The following is a 17853-nucleotide window of genomic DNA, read 5'->3' as shown; positions in this document are numbered from 1 at the left end:
CCGTCCACACCGGACTCAGAGCGGGATCGTGCGGACGAAGGCGGACTGGGCGACCACGGTGGCCGCGCCGTCCGCGGTGGCGACGGCCACCGTCGTCGAGTCCGGTGTCCACACGGGAGCGCCGTGGGCGTCGAGTTCGGCGGCGCGCAGGAAGTCGCCGGTGCCCGCGTGGTGGAAGCTGACCCTGCCGTCGTCCACGATCGCCAGGCGGCGGCCGTCCGGGGCGGCGACGGCGACCGCGTCCGGGGGCAGCCCGGTGACCAGGGGCTCCCAGGTGTCGCGCTCGACGTCGTAGCGGGAGACCTCGCCGTCGGCGTTGGCGATCATCCGGGCCGAGTCGGGCAGCCAGGACAGGTGGTGGTGGCCGCCGTCCGCCTGCTCCGGGCAGATCAGGCGGACGTGGTCGTCCTCGGTGACGGGCATCGTGTCGACCAGGACGAGCTTGCGGGGCAGGCGGATGGCGATGTGGCGGCTGTTCGGGCTGACCGACGCGGACCGGACGTCGCCGCCTCGGGTGTAGACCGCCTGCTCCTCGCCGACGAACACGTTGCGGATCATCACGTCCCACAGCAGCCGGTGGCGCGGGTTGGCCCGGTAGACGACCCGCCCGGGCAGCACGCCGAGCAGCTCGACAGCGTGGTCGGCGCTCACCAACCGCCTGGTCCTGCCGCGCTCGCGCAGCATCAGCGCGGGGCCGTCCTGGTAGACGACATCGCGGGTGCCGGGCAGGTAGCGGGCCTCGCCGCCCGCGGGCCCGAGCGGCGTCGCCCGGCCCGTCGTGTCGAGTTCGACCAGGCCATCGTCGGTGCTGATCAGCAAGCGGTCGGCGGCGTCGAGTACCCGGATCCCGGACATGATCTCCACCCTGTCACAGCGCCGTGACCGGGGCGCGGATGGCCCGACTAAGCTGGGTGGGAGACAGCTCCCGACCTGGAAGGGGTCGCAGTGTTCCCTGGTGGCGGCACACCCGACATGCAGGCGATCCTCGAGCAGGCGCAGAAGATGCAGGAGCAACTGCTCGCCGCGCAGCAGGAACTCGCCGACGCCGAGGTCGAGGGCTCCGCGGGCGGCGGCATGGTCAAGGCGACCGTGTCCGGCTCGGGCGAGCTCAAGGCCCTGGTCATCGACCCCAAGGTGGTCGACCCCGACGACGTGGAGACGCTCTCCGACCTCGTGATCGCCGCGGTCCGCGACGCGGGCGCCAACGCCCAGAAGCTCGCCGAGAAGACGATGGGCCCGCTTGCGGGCGGATTGGGCGGCGGGTTCGGCCTGCCCGGGATGTAGCCGTGTACGAGGGACCGGTCCAGGACCTGATCGACGAGCTGGGGCGGCTGCCCGGGGTCGGTCCGAAGAGCGCTCAGCGCATCGCCTTCCACCTGCTGGCGGCCGAGCCCGCCGACGTGACCCGGCTGCAGGAGGCACTGCAGAAGGTCAAGGAGGGCGTCGTCTTCTGCGACGTCTGCGGCAACGTCTCCGCCGAGCAGACCTGCCGCATCTGCCGCGACGCCCGCCGCGACGCGACGGTGGTGTGCGTGGTGGAGGAGCCCAAGGACGTCCTGGCCGTGGAGCGCACCCGCGAGTTCAAGGGCCGCTACCACGTGCTCGGCGGCGCGCTGGACCCGCTGTCCGGCGTCGGGCCCGACCAGCTGCGCATCCGCCAGCTGCTGGCCCGCATCGGCGGCGAGGAGATCACCGAGGTGATCCTGGCGATGGACCCCAACACCGAGGGCGAGGCCACCGCCACCTACCTGGTCCGCATGCTGCGCGACTTCCCCGGGCTCACCGTCACCCGCCTGGCCTCGGGCCTGCCGATGGGCGGCGACCTGGAGTTCGCCGACGAGCTGACCCTGGGCCGCGCCCTCTCCGGCCGCCGCACCATGTGAGTTCCGGATGATGACGTCATATGATGTCATCATCCGGATGGTGCGATCATATGACGGCATCATCTGAAACCCCGTGGCTGGGCCCGCCCAAGCTGGGGGCGGTCCGGGTCGTGGCGGTCGACGGGCCGTCGGGGTCGGGGAAGTCGACGTATGCCGTCGAACTGGCGCGGAAGCTGCCCGGGCGGGTGCGCGTCGTGCGCACCGACGACTTCGCCACCTGGGACGACCCGGTCGCCTGGTGGCCCCGGCTCCGCGACGGAGTCCTCCTCCCGCTCGCCGAGGGCCGCCCCGGACGCTATCGCCGCACCGAATGGACCGAAGGCCGCCCGCACCCCGGCGCCTGGGTGGACGTCGAGCCGCCGGACGTCCTCATCGTCGAGGGCGTCTCCGCGGGCCGCCGCGCCATAACACCGGTGTTGTCCGCTTTGGTGTGGATCGAGGTCGACGACCCCGCCGTGCGGCTGGAACGGGCGGTCGCCCGTGACGGTGAGTCGTGCCGTCCGGAGTTGATCGCGTGGCAGCGGTTCGAGGCCGGGTGGTTCGCCGTGGACGGCACGCGCGAGCGCGCGACACACCGGCCGCTCACCGGATGATCGATGTCCGTTATCCGGACGAATGCTCCCGAAAACTCACGTATCGCACCGGCATCACCACATTCAGCTAATTCTGTGGATGTCACTTGGCCGGATCGTGACCTGCGGTAGTGAAGCCAGACCGATATAAGCGGCTATGGTCCCCACCACACGCCGGATAGCCGCGCGCTCGCAACACGGCCGCGGACCGACCAGACGACGTCTCAAGGGGTGGCAAGATGCTCCAAACGCGGGTAACCCGACCACGCCGCATAGCCCTGATCGGGCTGGCGGGCGCGGTCGCGGTCTCGTTGTCCGCCTGTGCCGAATCCGAGCGCGGTCCCGACGCGGGCGGCGGCGAGGGCCAGACCGGCGGCACGCTGGTGTTCGGCGCGGCTGGCGCGCCGTCGAACTTCGACCCGTTCTTCGCCTCCGACGGCGAGACCTTCCGGGTGACGCGGCAGATCTACGAGGGCCTGGTCGGCATCACGCCGGGGACCGCGGACCTCGAGCCGGAGCTGGCCACCGAGTGGACCCCCAGCCCTGACGGCCTGAACTGGACGTTCAAGCTGCGCACCGGCGTCACCTTCCACGACGGCACGCCGTTCAACGCCGACGCGGTCTGCAAGAACTTCGAGCGCTGGTACAACCAGACCGGCGCGGGCGCCACGGCGGCGCTGTCCTACTACTGGATCGAGAACTTCGGCGGCTTCAGCGACGGCAAGCAGCCCTCGCTCTACAAGTCCTGCACGGCCAAGGACGAGAGCACGGTCGAGCTCGCCCTCACCCGCTTCACCGCGCGGTTCCCGACCATGCTGTCGCAGTCGGCGTTCGCCATCCAGAGCCCGACCGCGATGGAGAAGTACAAGGCCGACGACGTTAAGGCGCAGGGCGACAGCTTCATCTTCTCCGAGTACGCCCGCAGCCACCCGACGGGCACCGGGCCGTTCAAGTTCGTCTCCTACGACGAGGCGAACGGCACCATCGAGCTGGCCCGCAACGACGCCTACTACGGCGACAAGGCCAAGCTGGACAAGCTGATCTTCCGGGTCATCCCCGACGAGACCGCCCGCAAGCAGGCGCTCGAGGCCGGTGACATCGACGGCTACGACCTGCCGTCGCCCGCGGACTGGGCCTCCCTCAAGGAGGGCGGCTACAACCTGATGATCCGCGACCCGTTCAACATCCTGTACCTGGGCATCACCCAGAAGAACAACGACGCGCTGAAGGAACTCAAGGTCCGGCAGGCGCTCGCCTACGCCATCGACCGCGAGACGCTGGTCAAGTCCGTCCTCCCCGAGGGCGCCGAGGTGGCCAAGCAGTTCTACCCGCCGACCGTCGTCGGCTACGCCAACGACGTGATGGAGTACCCGCACGACCCGGCGAAGGCCAAGCAGCTGCTCGCCGAGGCGGGCTACGAGAACCTGAAGGTCAAGTTCTGGTGGCCGACGCAGGTCAGCAGGCCGTACATGCCGAACCCGCAGAGCATCTTCGGCGCCATCCAGGAGGACCTGCAGGCCGCGGGCATCACCGTCGAGCCGGTCAGCAAGCCCTGGGCCGGTGGCTACGTCGACGACGTCGAGGTCGCGCGCGCCGAGCTGTTCCTGCTGGGCTGGACGGGTGACTACAACTCCCCGGACAACTTCATCGGCACCTTCTTCGGCACCACCGAGAACCAGTTCTGGACCTCCGGCTCCCCGTGGGCCGAGGACCTGGCCACCGCCATCGACGCCGCCGACGCCACCGTCGACAACGGCGAGCGCGACGCCAAGTACCAGGACATCAACCGCAAGCTGATGGCCGAGTACCTGCCCGCCATCCCGATCTCGCACTCCCCGCCCGCGATCGTGGTCTCCTCCAAGGTCCAGGGGCTGGTCCCCAGCCCGCTGACCCAGGAGGAGTTCGGCCCGGTCAGCGTCACGAGCTGATCGGCGAGCAGTGCTGCGTTACACCGTTCGACGGGTGCTGCAACTGGTGCTCGTGGTCTGGGTGCTCTCGGTGCTGATCTTCGCGTGGTTGCGCTCGCTCCCAGGAGGGCCGGTCTCGGCCCTCCTGGGGGACCGGGGCACCGCGGAGACCCGCGCCCAACTGACCGAGGCGCTCGGACTCGACGACCCCATCTTCGTCCAGTACCTGCGATTCGTCGGCCGCGCGCTGACTGGGGACTTCGGCACATCCACCGGCGTCTCGCCGGGCAAGCCAGCCATGGACCTGTTCATGGAGCGCTTCCCGGCCACCATCGAGCTGAGCATCGCGGCGGTCCTGATCGCCCTGGTCACGGCCATCCCGCTCGGCTACGTCGCGGCCCGGCGCCGCGGCGGTTGGCTGGACAACACCGGGATCGTCGGGTCGATGATCGGCATCTCGATCCCGATCTTCTTCCTGGCCTTCCTGCTCAAGTACCTGATCTCGATCAAGCTCGGCCTGCTGCCCACCGGCGGCAGGCAGTCGGCGACGATCGACGCCACCCGGGTCACCGGCTTCTTCGTCCTCGACGGGCTGCTCACCAGGGAGTGGGACGCCGCGTGGGACGCGCTGCGGCACCTGTTCCTGCCCGCGCTGGCGCTGGCGTCCATCCCGTTCGCGGTGATCTTCCGGATCACCCGGGCGTCGGTGCTGGACGTCATGGACGAGGACTACGTGCGCACGGCGCGCTCGAAGGGCCTGGCGGGCCGGGTCATCCGCGACCGGCACATCCTGCGCAACGCGATGCTGCCGGTGGTCACCACCGTCGGCCTGCAGACCGGCGCGCTGCTGTCGGGCGCGGTGCTCACCGAGACCGTGTTCGCCTGGCAGGGCATCGGGCAGGCGCTGGCCATCGGGTTCGAGCGCAAGGACTTCCCCGTGCTCCAGGTGGTCATCATCGCGGCGGCGATGGCCTACGTGCTGGTCAACCTGCTGGTCGACCTGTCGTACGCCGTGATCGATCCGCGCATCCGCACGGCGCAGAAGGGGAGCTGAGACATGGCGTCGGCACGCGCGACGAAGATTGACAGGCTCGCCGGCCTGGCCGTGCGGTCCCCGGACGACCAGGACCCCGACGGCGCCGGGCCGGACAGCGGGCTCAGCCTCGCCGCGTCCGCGTGGCGCAGGCTGCGGCGCAACCCGGTGTTCATCGTGGGCGCCGTGGTGATCGGGCTGTTCCTGATCCTGGCGGTGCTGGCCCCGCTCATCGCCCCGCACGACCCGGGGCTGCGGCTGCTGGAGGACCAGGTCTCCCGCGCCCGCAACGAGATCCCGCCCGCCCAGCCGGGCCACCCGATGGGCGGCGACCAGTTCGGCCGGGACTTCTTCTCCCGGATGCTGCTGGGCTCGCAGCAGACGCTGATGGTCGCCGTGCTCGCCACGGTGATCGGCCTCGGCGGCGGCCTCGTGCTGGGCACGCTCGCGGGCGCGTTCGGCGGCTGGGTGGACACGCTCGTCATGCGGATCGTGGACGTCATGCTGTCCATCCCGTCCCTGCTGCTGGCGGTGTCCATCGGGGCGCTGTTCAGCCAGCAGACCCAGTTCACCGTGATCCTCGCGGTGGCCATCGTGCAGATCCCGATCTTCGCGCGGCTGCTGAGAGGCACCATGCTCGGCGTGCGGGAGAGCGACCACGTGCTGGCCGCCCGCGCGCTGGGCGTCAAGGGGCGCTCGATCGTGTTCCGGCACATCCTGCCCAACTCGCTCGGCCCGGTGATCGTGCAGTCGACCCTGGTGCTGGCGATCGCCATCCTCGACGCGGCCGCCCTGTCCTTCCTGGGCCTGGGGGCCGCCGACGACGCGACTCCGGAATGGGGACAGATGCTCGGCAACGCCCAGGACTTCTTCGACAGCCAGCCGCACCTGGCCATCTGGCCAGCGGCCTGCATCGTCGTGGTCGCGCTGGGCTTCACCCTGGTCGGCGAGTCGATGCGCGAGGCGCTCGACCCCCGGCAGCGGCGGTGATGGGGATGGCGCTGCTGGAAGTGCGCGACCTGGCCGTCTCCTTCCGCCGCAAGGGGGAGGAGCCCACGGCCGCCGTCGACGGGATCAGCTTCGACGTGCACCCCGGCCAGACCGTCGGTCTGGTGGGGGAGTCCGGCTGCGGCAAGTCCGTCACGTCGCTGGCGATCATGGGCCTGCTGCCGCAGCGCGGCAACCAGGTCACGGGGTCGGTGCGGTTCGAGGGCACCGAGCTGCTCGGGCTCTCGCAGAAGGCGATGGACGAGCGGCGCGGCCGGGACCTGGGCATGGTGTTCCAGGACCCGCTGTCCTCGCTCAACCCGGTCATCCCGGTCGGGCTGCAGGTCGCGGAGGTGCTGCAGCGCCACCGCGGCCGCTCCCGCAAGGAGGCCATGGCCGAGAGCGCCGAGCTGCTCGACCGGGTCGGCATCCCCGACCCGACGCGGCGCATCGACGAGTACCCGCACCAGCTCTCCGGCGGGATGCGGCAGCGGGCGCTGATCGCGATCGCGCTCGCCTGCCGCCCCCGGCTGCTGATCGCCGACGAGCCCACCACGGCGCTCGACGTGACGATCCAGGCGCAGATCCTCAAGCTGCTCTCGGAGATGGTGACCGGCACCGACACCGCGCTCATCATGATCACCCACGACCTCGGCGTCGTGGCGGGTCTGTGCGACGAGGTGAACGTGATGTACGGCGGGCGGATCGTCGAGCGGGCGAAGCGGCACGAGCTCTTCGCCGAGCCCCGGCACCCCTACACCGCGGGCCTGCTGGCCTCGATCCCGCGGCTGGACGCGCCGCGCGGGGAGAAGCTGGTGCCGATCCGCGGCTCGGTGGCCGACAACATCCCGTGGACGCACGCCTGCGCGTTCGCCCCGCGCTGCCCGAACGCGCTGGACCGGTGCGTCGAGGTGACGCCGGAGCTGGTGGACGACCGGGGCGGGATGCTGCGCTGCCACAACCCCGTGGAGCCCGCGCTGCGGGCGGGCGCAGAGGAGGTGCGGGCGTGAGCGAGCCAGCGGAGCGGGGCGATGCCCTGCTCACCGTCGACGACCTCAAGATGCACTTCCCGATCAAGCGCGGCGTCGTGCTCGACCGCACGGTCGGCTACGTCTACGCCGTCGACGGGGTGAGCCTCGAGGTCAGGCGCGGCGAGACCTACGGCCTGGTCGGCGAGTCCGGCTGCGGCAAGACCACGCTCGGGCGCGGCATCCTCAAGCTGGTCGAGCCCACGGCAGGCCGGGTCGTCTTCGACGGCACGGACCTGTCCGGCCTGCGCGGCGAGCCGCTGCGGCGGATGCGCAGGCGCATGCAGATGGTGTTCCAGGACCCGCTGTCCAGTTTGGACCCGCGCCAGTCGGTCGAGTCGCTGCTCGTGGAGGGCATGCGCGCGCACGACCTGGACAAGGGCAAGGAGAGCACGGCGAAGCGCCTGCGGGAGCTGCTGACCGCGGTCGGCCTGCCGTCGACCGCGCTGCGCAAGTACCCGCACGAGTTCTCCGGCGGGCAGCGCCAGCGGATCGGGATCGCCAGGGCCCTTGCCCTGGAACCGGACCTGATCGTGGCCGACGAGCCGGTGTCCGCGTTGGACGTCTCGGTGCAGGCGCAGGTGATCAACCTGCTGGAGGACCTGCAGGCGGAGTTCGGCCTCACCTACCTGGTGATCGCCCACGACCTCGCCGTGGTCCGGCACATCTCCGATCGCATCGGCGTGATGTACCTGGGCGCGCTGGTGGAGGAGACGGACTCCGACAGCCTCTACGCGGAGCCGCTGCACCCGTACACCAAGGCGCTGCTCTCGGCGATCCCGGTGCCGGACCCGCTGGTGGAGGACGAGCGCGAGCAGATCCTGCTGACCGGCGACCTCCCGTCGCCTGCCAACCCGCCCAGCGGCTGCCGGTTCCACACCCGCTGCCCCTGGCGGCAGGAGACGCGCTGCGACACCGAGCGCCCGCAACTGCGCGAGATCAACGCGGGCCACCGCGTCGCCTGCCACTGGGCGGAGGACATCGCCGCGGGCCGCATCGCCAGGCACGAGGTGCGCCCGGTGTACGAGCCCCCGGACGCCGACGTCATCCCCGACGTCCCGCTCATCGGCCCGGCGTCGATGACCGAGGTCATGGACCACCACTAGAGAACGGACAGGCCCACCGGCGCGAAGCCGGTGGGCCTGTGCCGTTCCCGCTTACTTGTGCGCGCGGTTCACCGCGGAGACCACGGCGCGCAGGGAGGCGGTGACGATGGAGCTGTCGATGCCGACGCCCCACAGGATCTGGTTGCCGATGGCGCACTCGACGTAGGCAGCGGCGCGGGCGTCGTCGCCGGAGGTCATGGCGTGCTCGGAGTAGTCGAGGACGCGGACGTCGTAGCCGACGCTGGCCAGGCCGTCGACGAACGCGGCGATCGGGCCGTTGCCGGTGCCGACCACGTCGTGCGTCTCGCCCTCGACCTCGATGACCGCGGTGATCTCGTCCAGGCCCTCGCCGTCGTCGGAGACGCGGTTGCGGCGCAGGCGCAGCGGCGAGACCCGGTCGAGGTACTCGCCAGCGAAGATGTCCCACATCTCCTTCGGCGTGACCTCGCCGCCCTCGCTGTCGGTGACGGCCTGCACGACCTGGGAGAACTCGATCTGCAGCCGCCGGGGCAGGCCGAGGTGGTGCTCGGTCTTCATCACGTAGGCCACGCCGCCCTTGCCGGACTGGGAGTTGACCCGGATGACGGCCTCGTACGTGCGGCCGACGTCCTTGGGGTCGATCGGCAGGTACGGGACCTCCCACGGGAAGTCGTCCACCGGCACGTCGGCGTCGGCAGCGGCGGCGCGCAGCGCGTCGAAGCCCTTGTTGATCGCGTCCTGGTGGCTGCCGGAGAACGCGGTGAACACCAGGTCGCCGCCCCACGGGTGGCGCTCGGCGACGGGCAGCTGGTTGCAGTACTCGACCGTGCGGCGGATCTCGTCGATGTCGGAGAAGTCGATCTGCGGGTCGACGCCCTGGCTGAACAGGTTCATCCCCAGCGTCACCAGGTCGACGTTGCCGGTGCGCTCGCCGTTGCCGAACAGGCAGCCCTCGATGCGGTCGGCGCCCGCCTGGTAGCCCAGCTCGGCGGCGGCCACGCCGGTGCCGCGGTCGTTGTGCGGGTGCAGCGACAGGATGATCGCCTCCCGGTTGTCCAGGTTGCGGCCCATCCACTCGATGGAGTCGGCGTAGACGTTCGGGGTGGCCATCTCGACCGTCGCGGGCAGGTTGATGATCACCGGCCGCTCGGCGGTCGCGCCCCAGATCGCCGTCACCGCGTTGCACACCTCGGCGGCGTAGGACAGCTCGGTGCCGGTGTAGGACTCCGGCGAGTACTCGAAGCGGAAGTCGGTGTCGCCGTGCTTCTCGGCGAAGGCCAGCACGGTCTCCGCGCCGTCGGTGGCGATCTTCTTGATGCCCGCGCGGTCCTGGCGGAACACCACCCGGCGCTGCAGGATCGACGTGGAGTTGTAGAGGTGCACGACGGCGCTGTGCGCGCCTTCCAGCGACTCGAAGGTGCGCTCGATCAGCTCGGGCCGCGCCTGGGTCAGCACCTGGATGCGCACGTCCTCGGGGATGGCGTCCTCGGTGATGATCTCGCGCACGAAGTCGAAGTCGGTCTGGCTCGCCGCCGGGAAGCCGACCTCGATCTCCTTGTAGCCCATGCGCACCAGCAGGTCGAACATCCGGCGCTTGCGCGCGGGCGACATGGGGTCGATCAGCGCCTGGTTGCCGTCGCGCAGGTCGACCGCGCACCACAGCGGCGCGCGCTCGATGCGCTTGGACGGCCAGGTGCGGTCCTCCAGCACCACCGGCTCCACCAACTCGTGGAACGGCTTGTACCGGTGGTAGGGCATCGCGCTGCCGCGTTGGCGGTTCCACGCGGGCTGGTCGGAGGGCACGTCACGGGCGGGCTTGCGGATGCGGCTCGACCCGGTGGAGAAGGTGTCGGTCATGACGGGGGCTCCCAGCGAGCGGTCGGGAAGGCGACCGGCGGCGACGCCGAACTCCGCGACGGGGGGCCGGCCTGGATCAGGCCCCGTCGCGGCAGCGAAGCAGGAGGCTGCGAGCCACGCCGCCAGGGTAGTCACGACCGGCGCGATTTCGGAAACGCGCGTCCACATGCTGGACCGCGAAAGGAGGTTGGGCCATTCGGAGCAGTTAAGGACTCGCAGGTCGGGGGCACTTTCCGGACATGGCTACTCACCGATGGCACGCTTACCGCGATCGCGGGTCCGCGGCCCGGATCATCACCGGCATCGGCGCGCTGTTCGCGCTCATCGAGGTCGTCTACATCCTGCTGGTCCTCCTCGGCGCGAACTCGGCCAACGCGTTCGTGCAGTTCATGGCCTCGATCGCCAAGCCGCTGGCGCTGTTCTTCCCCGGGCTGTTCCCGATCGCGAACGACAACCTCAACATCCTGGTCAACTACGGTCTGGCGGCCGTCTTCTGGCTCGTCGTGACGGGTCTGATCGCCCGCGTCGTCCGCTGATGCGACACTCCCCGGTATGGCCGACACCGACTCCGCCCGGGGCGCGACCCGCGCACGCGTGGTCGGCGCCCTGGCCGGGGTCGTGCGGTGGGCGGGCCTGCTCATCGCGCTCGTGCTGGTCGTGCACGTGGTCCTGGTGATGGGCAACGCCAACCCGGACAACCCGATCACCGGCTTCTTCGCCGACGCGGCCGAGCCGCTGGCGCTGGCGTTCAAGGACCTGTTCACCCCGGAGGACCGCAAGCTCGCCGTGCTGGTGAACTACGGGATCGCCGCGGTGTTCTGGCTGGTCGTCTCCTCGGTCGCCGCGCGGCTCATCCGGCGTCTGGGCTGAGGTAGGGCGTCCCCCACGCGTCGGTGAACGACAGCTCGGCCGCCGGGACCCGCCGCCGCGGCCGGGTCTCCCGCTCGCGCTTCTCCGGCGCCAGCAGCTCCGGCGGGCCGAGCACGCCGACGGCGATCGCGGTCAGCGGCCGCACGGTCTCCGGCAGCCCGAACTCCGCGCTGACCCCGGCCTTGTCGAAGCCCGCCATCTGGTGGGCGACCAGGCCCTCGGCTACGGCCTGCAGCACCAGGTTCTCCGTGGCCAGGCCGACCCCGTACTCGGCGTAGGGCACCTCGCCCTTGTCGTTGGCCGTCTGCGCGCACGAGACCAGCAGCGCCCCCGCCCGGAACGCCCACGCCCGGTTGCCGGTGTTGAGCAGCGCCAGGATCCGGTCGAACGTCGAGGTCCCGCGCGGGCCGACGAGGTAGCGCGCGGGCTGGGTGTTGCCGTACGACGGCGCCCACCGGGCCGCCTCCAGCATCCGCCGCAGCGCGTCCGGGGCCACGACGCCGTCGGGGTCGAGCGCGCGGGGGCTCCACCGCGCGGCGATCAGCGGGTGCGGCTCAGATCGCATAGCCCCACGCCGTGATCGCGTACGCCCCGAACCAGGACCCGAACAGGCCGACCCCGCAGAGGGTGGCCACCATCGTCGACGTGCGCCGCCGCGCCAGCGCGATGGCCACCGGGACCAGCAGCGTGACCGCGGGGACCATCAGCCGGGCCTTGGAGTTCATCAGCCCGTTGGAGCACAGGTCCATGGCCAGCACGCCCGCGGCGTAGACCAGCAGCGGCCACTCCAGCCGACGTCGCCAGCCGACGGCGAGCAGGACCAGCGCGCCGACGATGAGCCAGACCGTGGTCACCTCCAGCACCGAGCGGCTGTCGGCGAGCACCTGGAGGCTGAACCGCACGGTGGCCGCGCCGCCGTCGAAGCGGGAGTCCCAGCCCTGGCTCTGCAGGGCGAACCAGCCGTTCCACTCACCGGTGCGCAGCCCGACCCAGGCCAGGTACCCGAACAGCCCGACCGGGGCCAGCGCGCCGCCCAGCCACGGCCGCCAGTCCTCGCGCCGCCGGAGCGCGGCGGCCAGCGCGGCCAGCCCGACGGCCAGCACCAGCGCCGCGGCCGTCGGCCGGATCAGCCCGGCCGCGGCCGTCAGCAGGCCCGCGGCGACCCAGTTCCGCTCGAGCACGAACACCAGGGCCCACACCGCGGCCGCGCAGAACATCGCCTCGGAGTAGGCCATCGACAGCACGATCGACATCGGCGCCGCGGCGAACAGCGCCACCAGGACGAGCCCGGTCCGCCGGGACCCGCCGCGCACCAGCTCGCCCAGCCTGACCAGCCCGTACGCGCAGACGACCCCGGACAGGATCGTCACCGCCAGCGCCGAGGCGACCAGCGGGAAACCCAGGTCGTAGAGCCAGCCGACGACGGTGGGGTAGCCGGGGAAGAACGCCAGCGGGGTGTCGGCCGTCCGCCTGCCGAACGCGTCGACCAGGCCGGGCGGGACGCTGTCGTAGCCGCCCGCTGCGATGGCGAGGAACCACTGCCCGTCCCAGGACCGCAGCGCCGCGCCCGCGGTGGTGCCGTTGGGCCCGGCCATCATGGACAGCACGATCAGGCCGACCTCGCGCACGCCGAGGAACAGCGCGGCCGGGGCCAGCGCGTGCAGCACCCGCCGCCTGCCGGAACCGGCGGCCTGCGCGGCGGCGACGGGCGCGGGCGCCACCTCTGTCGCTGTCACCCGGTGCCCCTCCCTGTTCGGCCATTGAGCGCAGTCGGACAGATCATCGCAGGTCGGACAGTGGCGGACACCACAGACGCAACCTGTCGGAAACGGGCCGACCGGTACCCTTCCCCTTCGATAGGGACGGCGGCCGTCCCGAGAGCGACGTGCTGCCTCCCGCCCCGCGCGGCTTGAGGAGGGTGCAGCCAGTGGCGCTGGTCGTCCAGAAATACGGTGGTTCCTCGCTGGAGAACGCCGATCGCATCAAACGGGTGGCCGAGCGGATCGTGGCGACCCGCAAAGCGGGCCACGACGTGGTCGTGGTGTGCTCCGCGATGGGCGACACCACCGACGAGCTGCTCGACCTGGCCCAGCAGGTGAACCCGGTGCCGCCGGAGCGGGAGATGGACATGCTGCTCACCGCGGGTGAGCGCATCTCCAACTCGCTGGTCGCGATGGCCATCAGCGCCCTCGGCGCCGAGGCCCGCTCGTTCTCCGGCTCGCAGGCGGGCGTGATCACCACGTCGGCGCACGGCAAGGCGCGCATCATCGACGTGACCCCGAGCCGCGTGCAGGCCGCGCTGGACGAGGGCCGCATCGTGCTCGTCGCCGGGTTCCAGGGCGTCAGCCAGGACACCAAGGACATCACCACGCTCGGCAGGGGCGGCTCGGACACCACCGCGGTGGCGCTGGCCGCGGCCCTGAAGGCCGACGTGTGCGAGATCTACACCGACGTCGACGGCGTGTACTCGGCCGATCCGCGGATCGTGCCGGACGCGCGCAAGCTCGACTCGGTCACTTACGAGGAGATGCTGGAGATGGCGGCCAGCGGGGCCAAGGTGCTCATGCTGCGCTGCGTGGAGTACGGGCGCCGCTACGGCGTGCGCATCCACGTCCGCTCGTCGTACAGCACCAAGCCCGGGACCATCGTGTCCGGCTCAGTGGAGGACTTGAACGTGGAACAGGCGATGATCACCGGCGTCGCGCACGACCGGTCCGAGGCCAAGGTCACCGTGACCGCCGTGCCCGACCACGCGGGCGTCGCGGCGCGGATCTTCCGCACCGTCGCCGACGCGGAGATCGACATCGACATGGTGCTGCAGAACGTCTCCAGCACCGAGTCGGGCAAGACCGACATCACCTTCACCCTGTCGAAGACCAACGGCCCGACCGCGGTGGCCGCGCTGGAGAAGATCCGCGCGGAGCTGGGCTTCGGCGCGGTGCTCTACGACGACCACGTCGGCAAGGTGTCCCTGGTCGGCGCGGGCATGCGCTCGCACCCGGGCGTCACGGCCACGTTCTGCGAGGCGCTGGCCAAGGCGGGGGTGAACATCGAGATCATCAATACCTCCGAGATCCGCATCTCGGTGCTCATCCGCGACACGCAGCTGGACGACGCGGTCAAGGCGATCCACGACGCCTTCGACCTCGGTGGCGACGAGCAGGCCGTGGTGTACGCGGGGAGTGGTCGCTGATGGCGCCCACACTGGCCCTGGTGGGCGCGACCGGAGCCGTCGGCACGGTCATGATCGATATCCTCAACGGACGGTCGACCTGGCCGTGGGGCGAGGTCCGGCTGGTCGCCTCCCCGCGCTCGGCGGGCAAGAAGATCACCGTCCGCGGCCAGGAGCTGACGGTCCAGGCCCTGGCCCCCGAGGTCTTCGACGGCGTGGACGTGGCGATGTTCGACGTCCCCGACGCCGTCTCGGCCGAGTGGGCGCCGATCGCCGCCGCCCGCGGCGCGGTGGCCGTCGACAACTCCGGCGCCTTCCGGATGGACGACGACGTGCCGCTGGTGGTGCCGGAGGTCAACCGCGACAAGATCGCCGTCCGGCCCCGGGGCATCATCGCCAACCCCAACTGCACGACGCTGTCGATGATGGCCGCGCTGGGCGCCCTGCACCACGAGTACGGCCTGCGCGAACTGGTCGTGGCCTCCTACCAGGCCGCGTCGGGAGCGGGCCAGGACGGCATCGACCGGCTCTACGCCGAGGCGGCCGCCGTCGCGGGCAAGCAGGTCGGCGAGCGCGCGGGCGACGTGCGCGAGGCGCTGGCGGCGGCGGGCCTGTCCGGGGACTCGCCGTTCCCCGCGCCGCTGGCGTTCAACGTCGTCCCGTGGGCGGGCTCGCTCAAGGAGGACGGCTGGGCCAGCGAGGAGCTCAAGGTCCGCAACGAGTCCCGCAAGATCCTCGGCATCCCGGACCTCAAGGTCTCGGCGACCTGCGTGCGCGTCCCCGTCGTCACCACCCACTCGCTGGCCGTCCACGCGACGTTCGAGCGGCCGGTCACGGTGGCGGAGGCGCACAAGCTGTTCGAGGCCGAGCCCTCGGTGGTCCTCGTGGACGACCCGGCGGCTGGCCGGTTCCCGACCCCGGCCGACGTGGTGGGCGGCGACCCGACCTACGTCGGCCGCGTGCGCCAGGCGCTGGACTTCCCGAACACGCTGGACTTCTTCGTGTGCGGCGACAACCTGCGCAAGGGCGCGGCCCTCAACACCTACGAGATCGCCGAAGCCCTGGTGAGCTGAGCAACCACCCGGGGCGCCCGCGCGGGCGCCCCGGGTCGGCTCAGGCGGGCGCCGGGGCCAGCGACCGCGACCGGGACAACGCGAAGGCCACCGCGGCGACCAGCAGGCCGCCCATCCCGGCCACCACGAAGCCCGCGGCCGGGGCGGTGTGGTCGACCACGAAGCCCGCGACCGGCGCGCCCGCGGCCGCGCCGAGGGTGAACGCCGAGCTCTGCAGCCCGGTGGCCTCGCCGCGGCTGCCCGCGGGCGCCAGCCGGGCCACCTCCTCGCCGGTCGCCGCGACCGTCGGGGCGCAGACGAGGCTCGACGGCACCAGGGCCAGCGCCAGCACCCACCAGGCGTCGCCGATGAGGCCCGCCGGGATCACCAGCGCGCTCAGCAGCACCATCAGGGTCAGCTGCGGCAGCGACCGGCGCACCGCGCCGTGCACGAGCCCGCCGATCGCCGAGGCCAGGCAGATCGCGGCGTACACCGCGCCGGTCCAGTTCAGCTGGCCGCTCTCGCGCAGCGTGGCCAGCGCCGTGACCTCCATCCCGGCCAGCACGAACACCGCGCCCGCGCCGATGGCCAGCACCCCGACCATGCGCGGCGTCAGCCACTCCCGCCTCGGCACCTTCGGCTCGGCGTCCTCGTCGGCCGCGCGCATCCTCGGGTTCATCGCGAACAGCGCCAGCCCGACCACGCCGACCGCCACCGCCATCGCCGACAGCGCCGCCACCGTCGACACCTGGGTGACCAGCGCGACGGCTGCGGCGGGCCCGATCATGTAGGTCAGCTCGACCGACACCGAGTCCACCGAGTACGCCGAGCGCCGCAGCTCCTCGCGGACCAGCGCCGCGATCGCCTGGCGGCCGATCGACATCACCGGGACCATCACGATGCCGCCGAGGAACGCGCACGCCAGCAGGCCGGGGAACGGCAGGAAGCGCGCGGTGGCCCAGAACAGCGTCTCGCCGACCGTGACGACCACCAGCATCCGGCGCAGCCCGTAGCGGTCGACCACCCGGCCCACCACCGGCGACCCGATCGCGATGCCCACGGTCGCCGCCGCGCCCACCAGACCGGCGGCGCCGTAGCCGCGGCCGAGCCCCTCGACGACGTGCAGCGTGAGCACCATCGGAGCGGCGGTCACCGGCACACGCGCGAAGAACATGACGGTCATGAGGGCGCGGACTCCCGGAAGGGCGAACATCGCCCGGTACTGCCGCATGCCCCCGATCCCACCCGGGCGGCCCGGCGGAAAGCAAGCGATTATCGCCGGGCCCCGCGTTTGGTCCGAAGTGGACCGTTCGGCTCAGGGGCGGGCCAGCGCCAGGCCGGTGCGCAGCGCGCCCGCCGCCTCCGCGGTCGCCTCCCGGAACCGGGTGCCCAGGCCGAGGAAGCTGGCGTAGCCGTGGATCAGGTCGCGCTGGCGGCGGACGGTGACCGGCACGCCCGCATCGGCCAGCTTCGCGCCGAAGGCCTCGCCCTCGTCGCGCAGCGGGTCGAAGCCCGCGGTGGCCAGGTAGGCGGGCGGCAGCCCGGTCAGGTCCTCGGCCAGCAGCACCGAGAAGCGCGGGTCGCTGCGCTGGGCGACGTCCGGGCAGTAGTGGTCGCAGAACCAGTCGATGTTGGCGCTGGTCAGGAAGAAGCCCTCGGCGAACAGGTCGCGCGACGGCCTGCGCACGCTGGAGTCGGCGCCCGGGTACAGCAGCAGCTGGAACGCCGGGGCCGGGCCGCCGTCGCGCGTGGTCAGCAGCGACGTCACCGCGGCCAGGTTCCCGCCTGCGCTGTCCCCGCCCACGGCGATGCGGCCGGGGTCGACGCCGAAGTCGGCCGCCTTGGCGTGCGCGTGCCGGAACGCCGAGACGGCGTCGTCCACGGCCGCGGGGAAGGCGTGCTCGGGCGCGAGCCGGTAGTCCACCGACAGCACCTTCACCCCCGCCTCGCGGGCGAAGTAGCGGCAGGTGTTGTCGTGGCTGTCGAGCGTGCCCAGCACCCAGCCGCCGCCGTGGTAGTAGACGAGCATCGCGTCGGTGTCCTCGGCGGGGGTGTAGAGCCGCGCCGGGACGCCGCCCAGGCTCAGCTCGCGCACCGCGACCGGCTCGATCGGCGGGCCCGCGACCAGCGGCACCGTGCGGGCGAGGTTGGCCCTGGCCTGCTCCGGCGTGCCCCGGACGAACTCGTGGTCGCCGAGGCGGTCGAGGACCAGCAGCAACTGCGCGTCCAGCGCCAGCTCCTGCCCGTCGACGCGGATCGGCGGGCCCGCGATGAGGCGGCGGACGGGACCGGGCAGGGCGAACACGGCGCGCGCGAAGCCCGCCTGGACGCCGAGGGGGACGCGGCTCATCAGCTTCGACATGACCGGCACGTTACCCGCCGGTAGCGCCGATCGGTAACCAGTCTC

18 protein-coding genes are annotated in these 17853 nt (G+C 71.8%); 12 read left to right on the top strand and 6 right to left on the bottom strand.

What is annotated here, in order from left to right; all coding sequences use genetic code 11:
• Positions 1–15: 15 nt before the first annotated feature.
• Positions 16–855 (bottom strand): WD40 repeat domain-containing protein, encoded by an 840-nt coding sequence (locus tag IEY98_RS03650; RefSeq protein ID WP_189208831.1) that lies wholly within the window; start codon positions 853–855, stop codon positions 16–18.
• A 117-nt stretch (positions 856–972) separates the two neighbouring features.
• Between IEY98_RS03650 and IEY98_RS03645 the strand changes: the two genes are divergently transcribed.
• The 8 genes from IEY98_RS03645 (at position 973) to IEY98_RS03610 (ending at position 8516) form a co-directional block, all read left to right on the top strand.
• On the top strand, positions 973–1284 hold the full coding sequence (locus IEY98_RS03645) for a YbaB/EbfC family nucleoid-associated protein (RefSeq protein ID WP_229786536.1): 312 nt from the start codon (positions 973–975) through the stop codon (positions 1282–1284).
• Positions 1285–1286: 2 nt separating this feature from the next.
• Positions 1287–1883: a recombination mediator RecR gene (recR, locus tag IEY98_RS03640; protein ID WP_189208829.1), complete on the top strand. Its 597-nt coding sequence runs from the start codon at positions 1287–1289 to the stop codon at positions 1881–1883.
• Between the two features lie 50 nt (positions 1884–1933).
• Positions 1934–2476 carry a uridine kinase family protein gene (locus IEY98_RS03635; protein WP_189208828.1) on the top strand — a complete coding sequence of 181 codons (543 nt, stop codon included), beginning with the start codon at positions 1934–1936 and terminating at the stop codon, positions 2474–2476.
• A 218-nt stretch (positions 2477–2694) separates the two neighbouring features.
• Positions 2695–4383, top strand: a complete 1689-nt coding sequence (locus IEY98_RS03630) for an ABC transporter substrate-binding protein (RefSeq protein ID WP_189208827.1) — start codon at positions 2695–2697, stop codon at positions 4381–4383.
• A gap of 10 nt (positions 4384–4393) precedes the next feature.
• Complete coding sequence (locus IEY98_RS03625; RefSeq protein WP_189208826.1) at positions 4394–5416, top strand: ABC transporter permease; 1023 nt, start codon at positions 4394–4396, stop codon at positions 5414–5416.
• A 3-nt stretch (positions 5417–5419) separates the two neighbouring features.
• Positions 5420–6385 carry an ABC transporter permease gene (locus IEY98_RS03620; RefSeq protein WP_189208825.1) on the top strand — a complete coding sequence of 322 codons (966 nt, stop codon included), beginning with the start codon at positions 5420–5422 and terminating at the stop codon, positions 6383–6385.
• Between the two features lie 5 nt (positions 6386–6390).
• A complete protein-coding gene (locus tag IEY98_RS03615; protein ID WP_189208824.1) occupies positions 6391–7392 on the top strand; it encodes an ABC transporter ATP-binding protein in 1002 nt (333 codons plus the stop codon).
• Positions 7393–7442: 50 nt separating this feature from the next.
• Positions 7443–8516 carry an ABC transporter ATP-binding protein gene (locus tag IEY98_RS03610; protein WP_189210032.1) on the top strand — a complete coding sequence of 358 codons (1074 nt, stop codon included), beginning with the start codon at positions 7443–7445 and terminating at the stop codon, positions 8514–8516.
• 51 nt (positions 8517–8567) lie between these two features.
• On the opposite strand, the gene leuA is transcribed toward IEY98_RS03610, so the two are convergent.
• Positions 8568–10352 carry a 2-isopropylmalate synthase gene (gene leuA / locus IEY98_RS03605; protein ID WP_189208823.1) on the bottom strand — a complete coding sequence of 595 codons (1785 nt, stop codon included), beginning with the start codon at positions 10350–10352 and terminating at the stop codon, positions 8568–8570.
• 239 nt (positions 10353–10591) lie between these two features.
• Between leuA and IEY98_RS03600 the strand changes: the two genes are divergently transcribed.
• Both IEY98_RS03600 and IEY98_RS03595 read left to right on the top strand, forming a co-directional pair.
• Positions 10592–10888 (top strand): hypothetical protein, encoded by a 297-nt coding sequence (locus IEY98_RS03600; RefSeq protein WP_189208822.1) that lies wholly within the window; start codon positions 10592–10594, stop codon positions 10886–10888.
• A gap of 16 nt (positions 10889–10904) precedes the next feature.
• Positions 10905–11222 (top strand): hypothetical protein, encoded by a 318-nt coding sequence (locus IEY98_RS03595; RefSeq protein ID WP_189208821.1) that lies wholly within the window; start codon positions 10905–10907, stop codon positions 11220–11222.
• Here IEY98_RS03595 and IEY98_RS03590 read toward each other — a convergent pair.
• Both IEY98_RS03590 and IEY98_RS03585 read right to left on the bottom strand, forming a co-directional pair.
• On the bottom strand, positions 11203–11787 hold the full coding sequence (locus tag IEY98_RS03590; protein ID WP_189208820.1) for a nitroreductase family protein: 585 nt from the start codon (positions 11785–11787) through the stop codon (positions 11203–11205). The two genes, IEY98_RS03595 and IEY98_RS03590, sit on opposite strands and share 20 nt — an antisense overlap.
• Positions 11777–12958 carry a hypothetical protein gene (locus IEY98_RS03585; RefSeq protein WP_189208819.1) on the bottom strand — a complete coding sequence of 394 codons (1182 nt, stop codon included), beginning with the start codon at positions 12956–12958 and terminating at the stop codon, positions 11777–11779. The genes IEY98_RS03590 and IEY98_RS03585 overlap by 11 nt, the downstream gene beginning before the upstream one ends.
• A gap of 191 nt (positions 12959–13149) precedes the next feature.
• Here IEY98_RS03585 and IEY98_RS03580 point away from each other — a divergent pair, with 191 nt between their 5' ends.
• Positions 13150–14415: an aspartate kinase gene (locus IEY98_RS03580; protein WP_189208818.1), complete on the top strand. Its 1266-nt coding sequence runs from the start codon at positions 13150–13152 to the stop codon at positions 14413–14415.
• Positions 14415–15467, top strand: a complete 1053-nt coding sequence (locus IEY98_RS03575; RefSeq protein WP_189208817.1) for an aspartate-semialdehyde dehydrogenase — start codon at positions 14415–14417, stop codon at positions 15465–15467. The genes IEY98_RS03580 and IEY98_RS03575 overlap by 1 nt, the downstream gene beginning before the upstream one ends.
• Before the next feature lie 40 nt (positions 15468–15507).
• Here IEY98_RS03575 and IEY98_RS03570 read toward each other — a convergent pair whose 3' ends face one another.
• Positions 15508–16677 carry an MFS transporter gene (locus IEY98_RS03570; RefSeq protein WP_189208816.1) on the bottom strand — a complete coding sequence of 390 codons (1170 nt, stop codon included), beginning with the start codon at positions 16675–16677 and terminating at the stop codon, positions 15508–15510.
• 84 nt (positions 16678–16761) lie between these two features.
• Positions 16762–17808, bottom strand: coding sequence for an alpha/beta hydrolase (locus IEY98_RS03565; RefSeq protein ID WP_229786533.1), 1047 nt, complete (start codon positions 17806–17808; stop codon positions 16762–16764).
• Between the last annotated feature and the right edge of the window lie 45 nt (positions 17809–17853).

Origin of the sequence: Actinokineospora fastidiosa, assembly GCF_014648415.1 — a bacterium.
Lineage (GTDB): Bacteria > Actinomycetota > Actinomycetes > Mycobacteriales > Pseudonocardiaceae > Actinokineospora > Actinokineospora fastidiosa.
The sequence above is the reverse complement of the archived record's forward strand: the minus strand, read 5'-3'. Positions and strand labels throughout refer to the sequence as shown.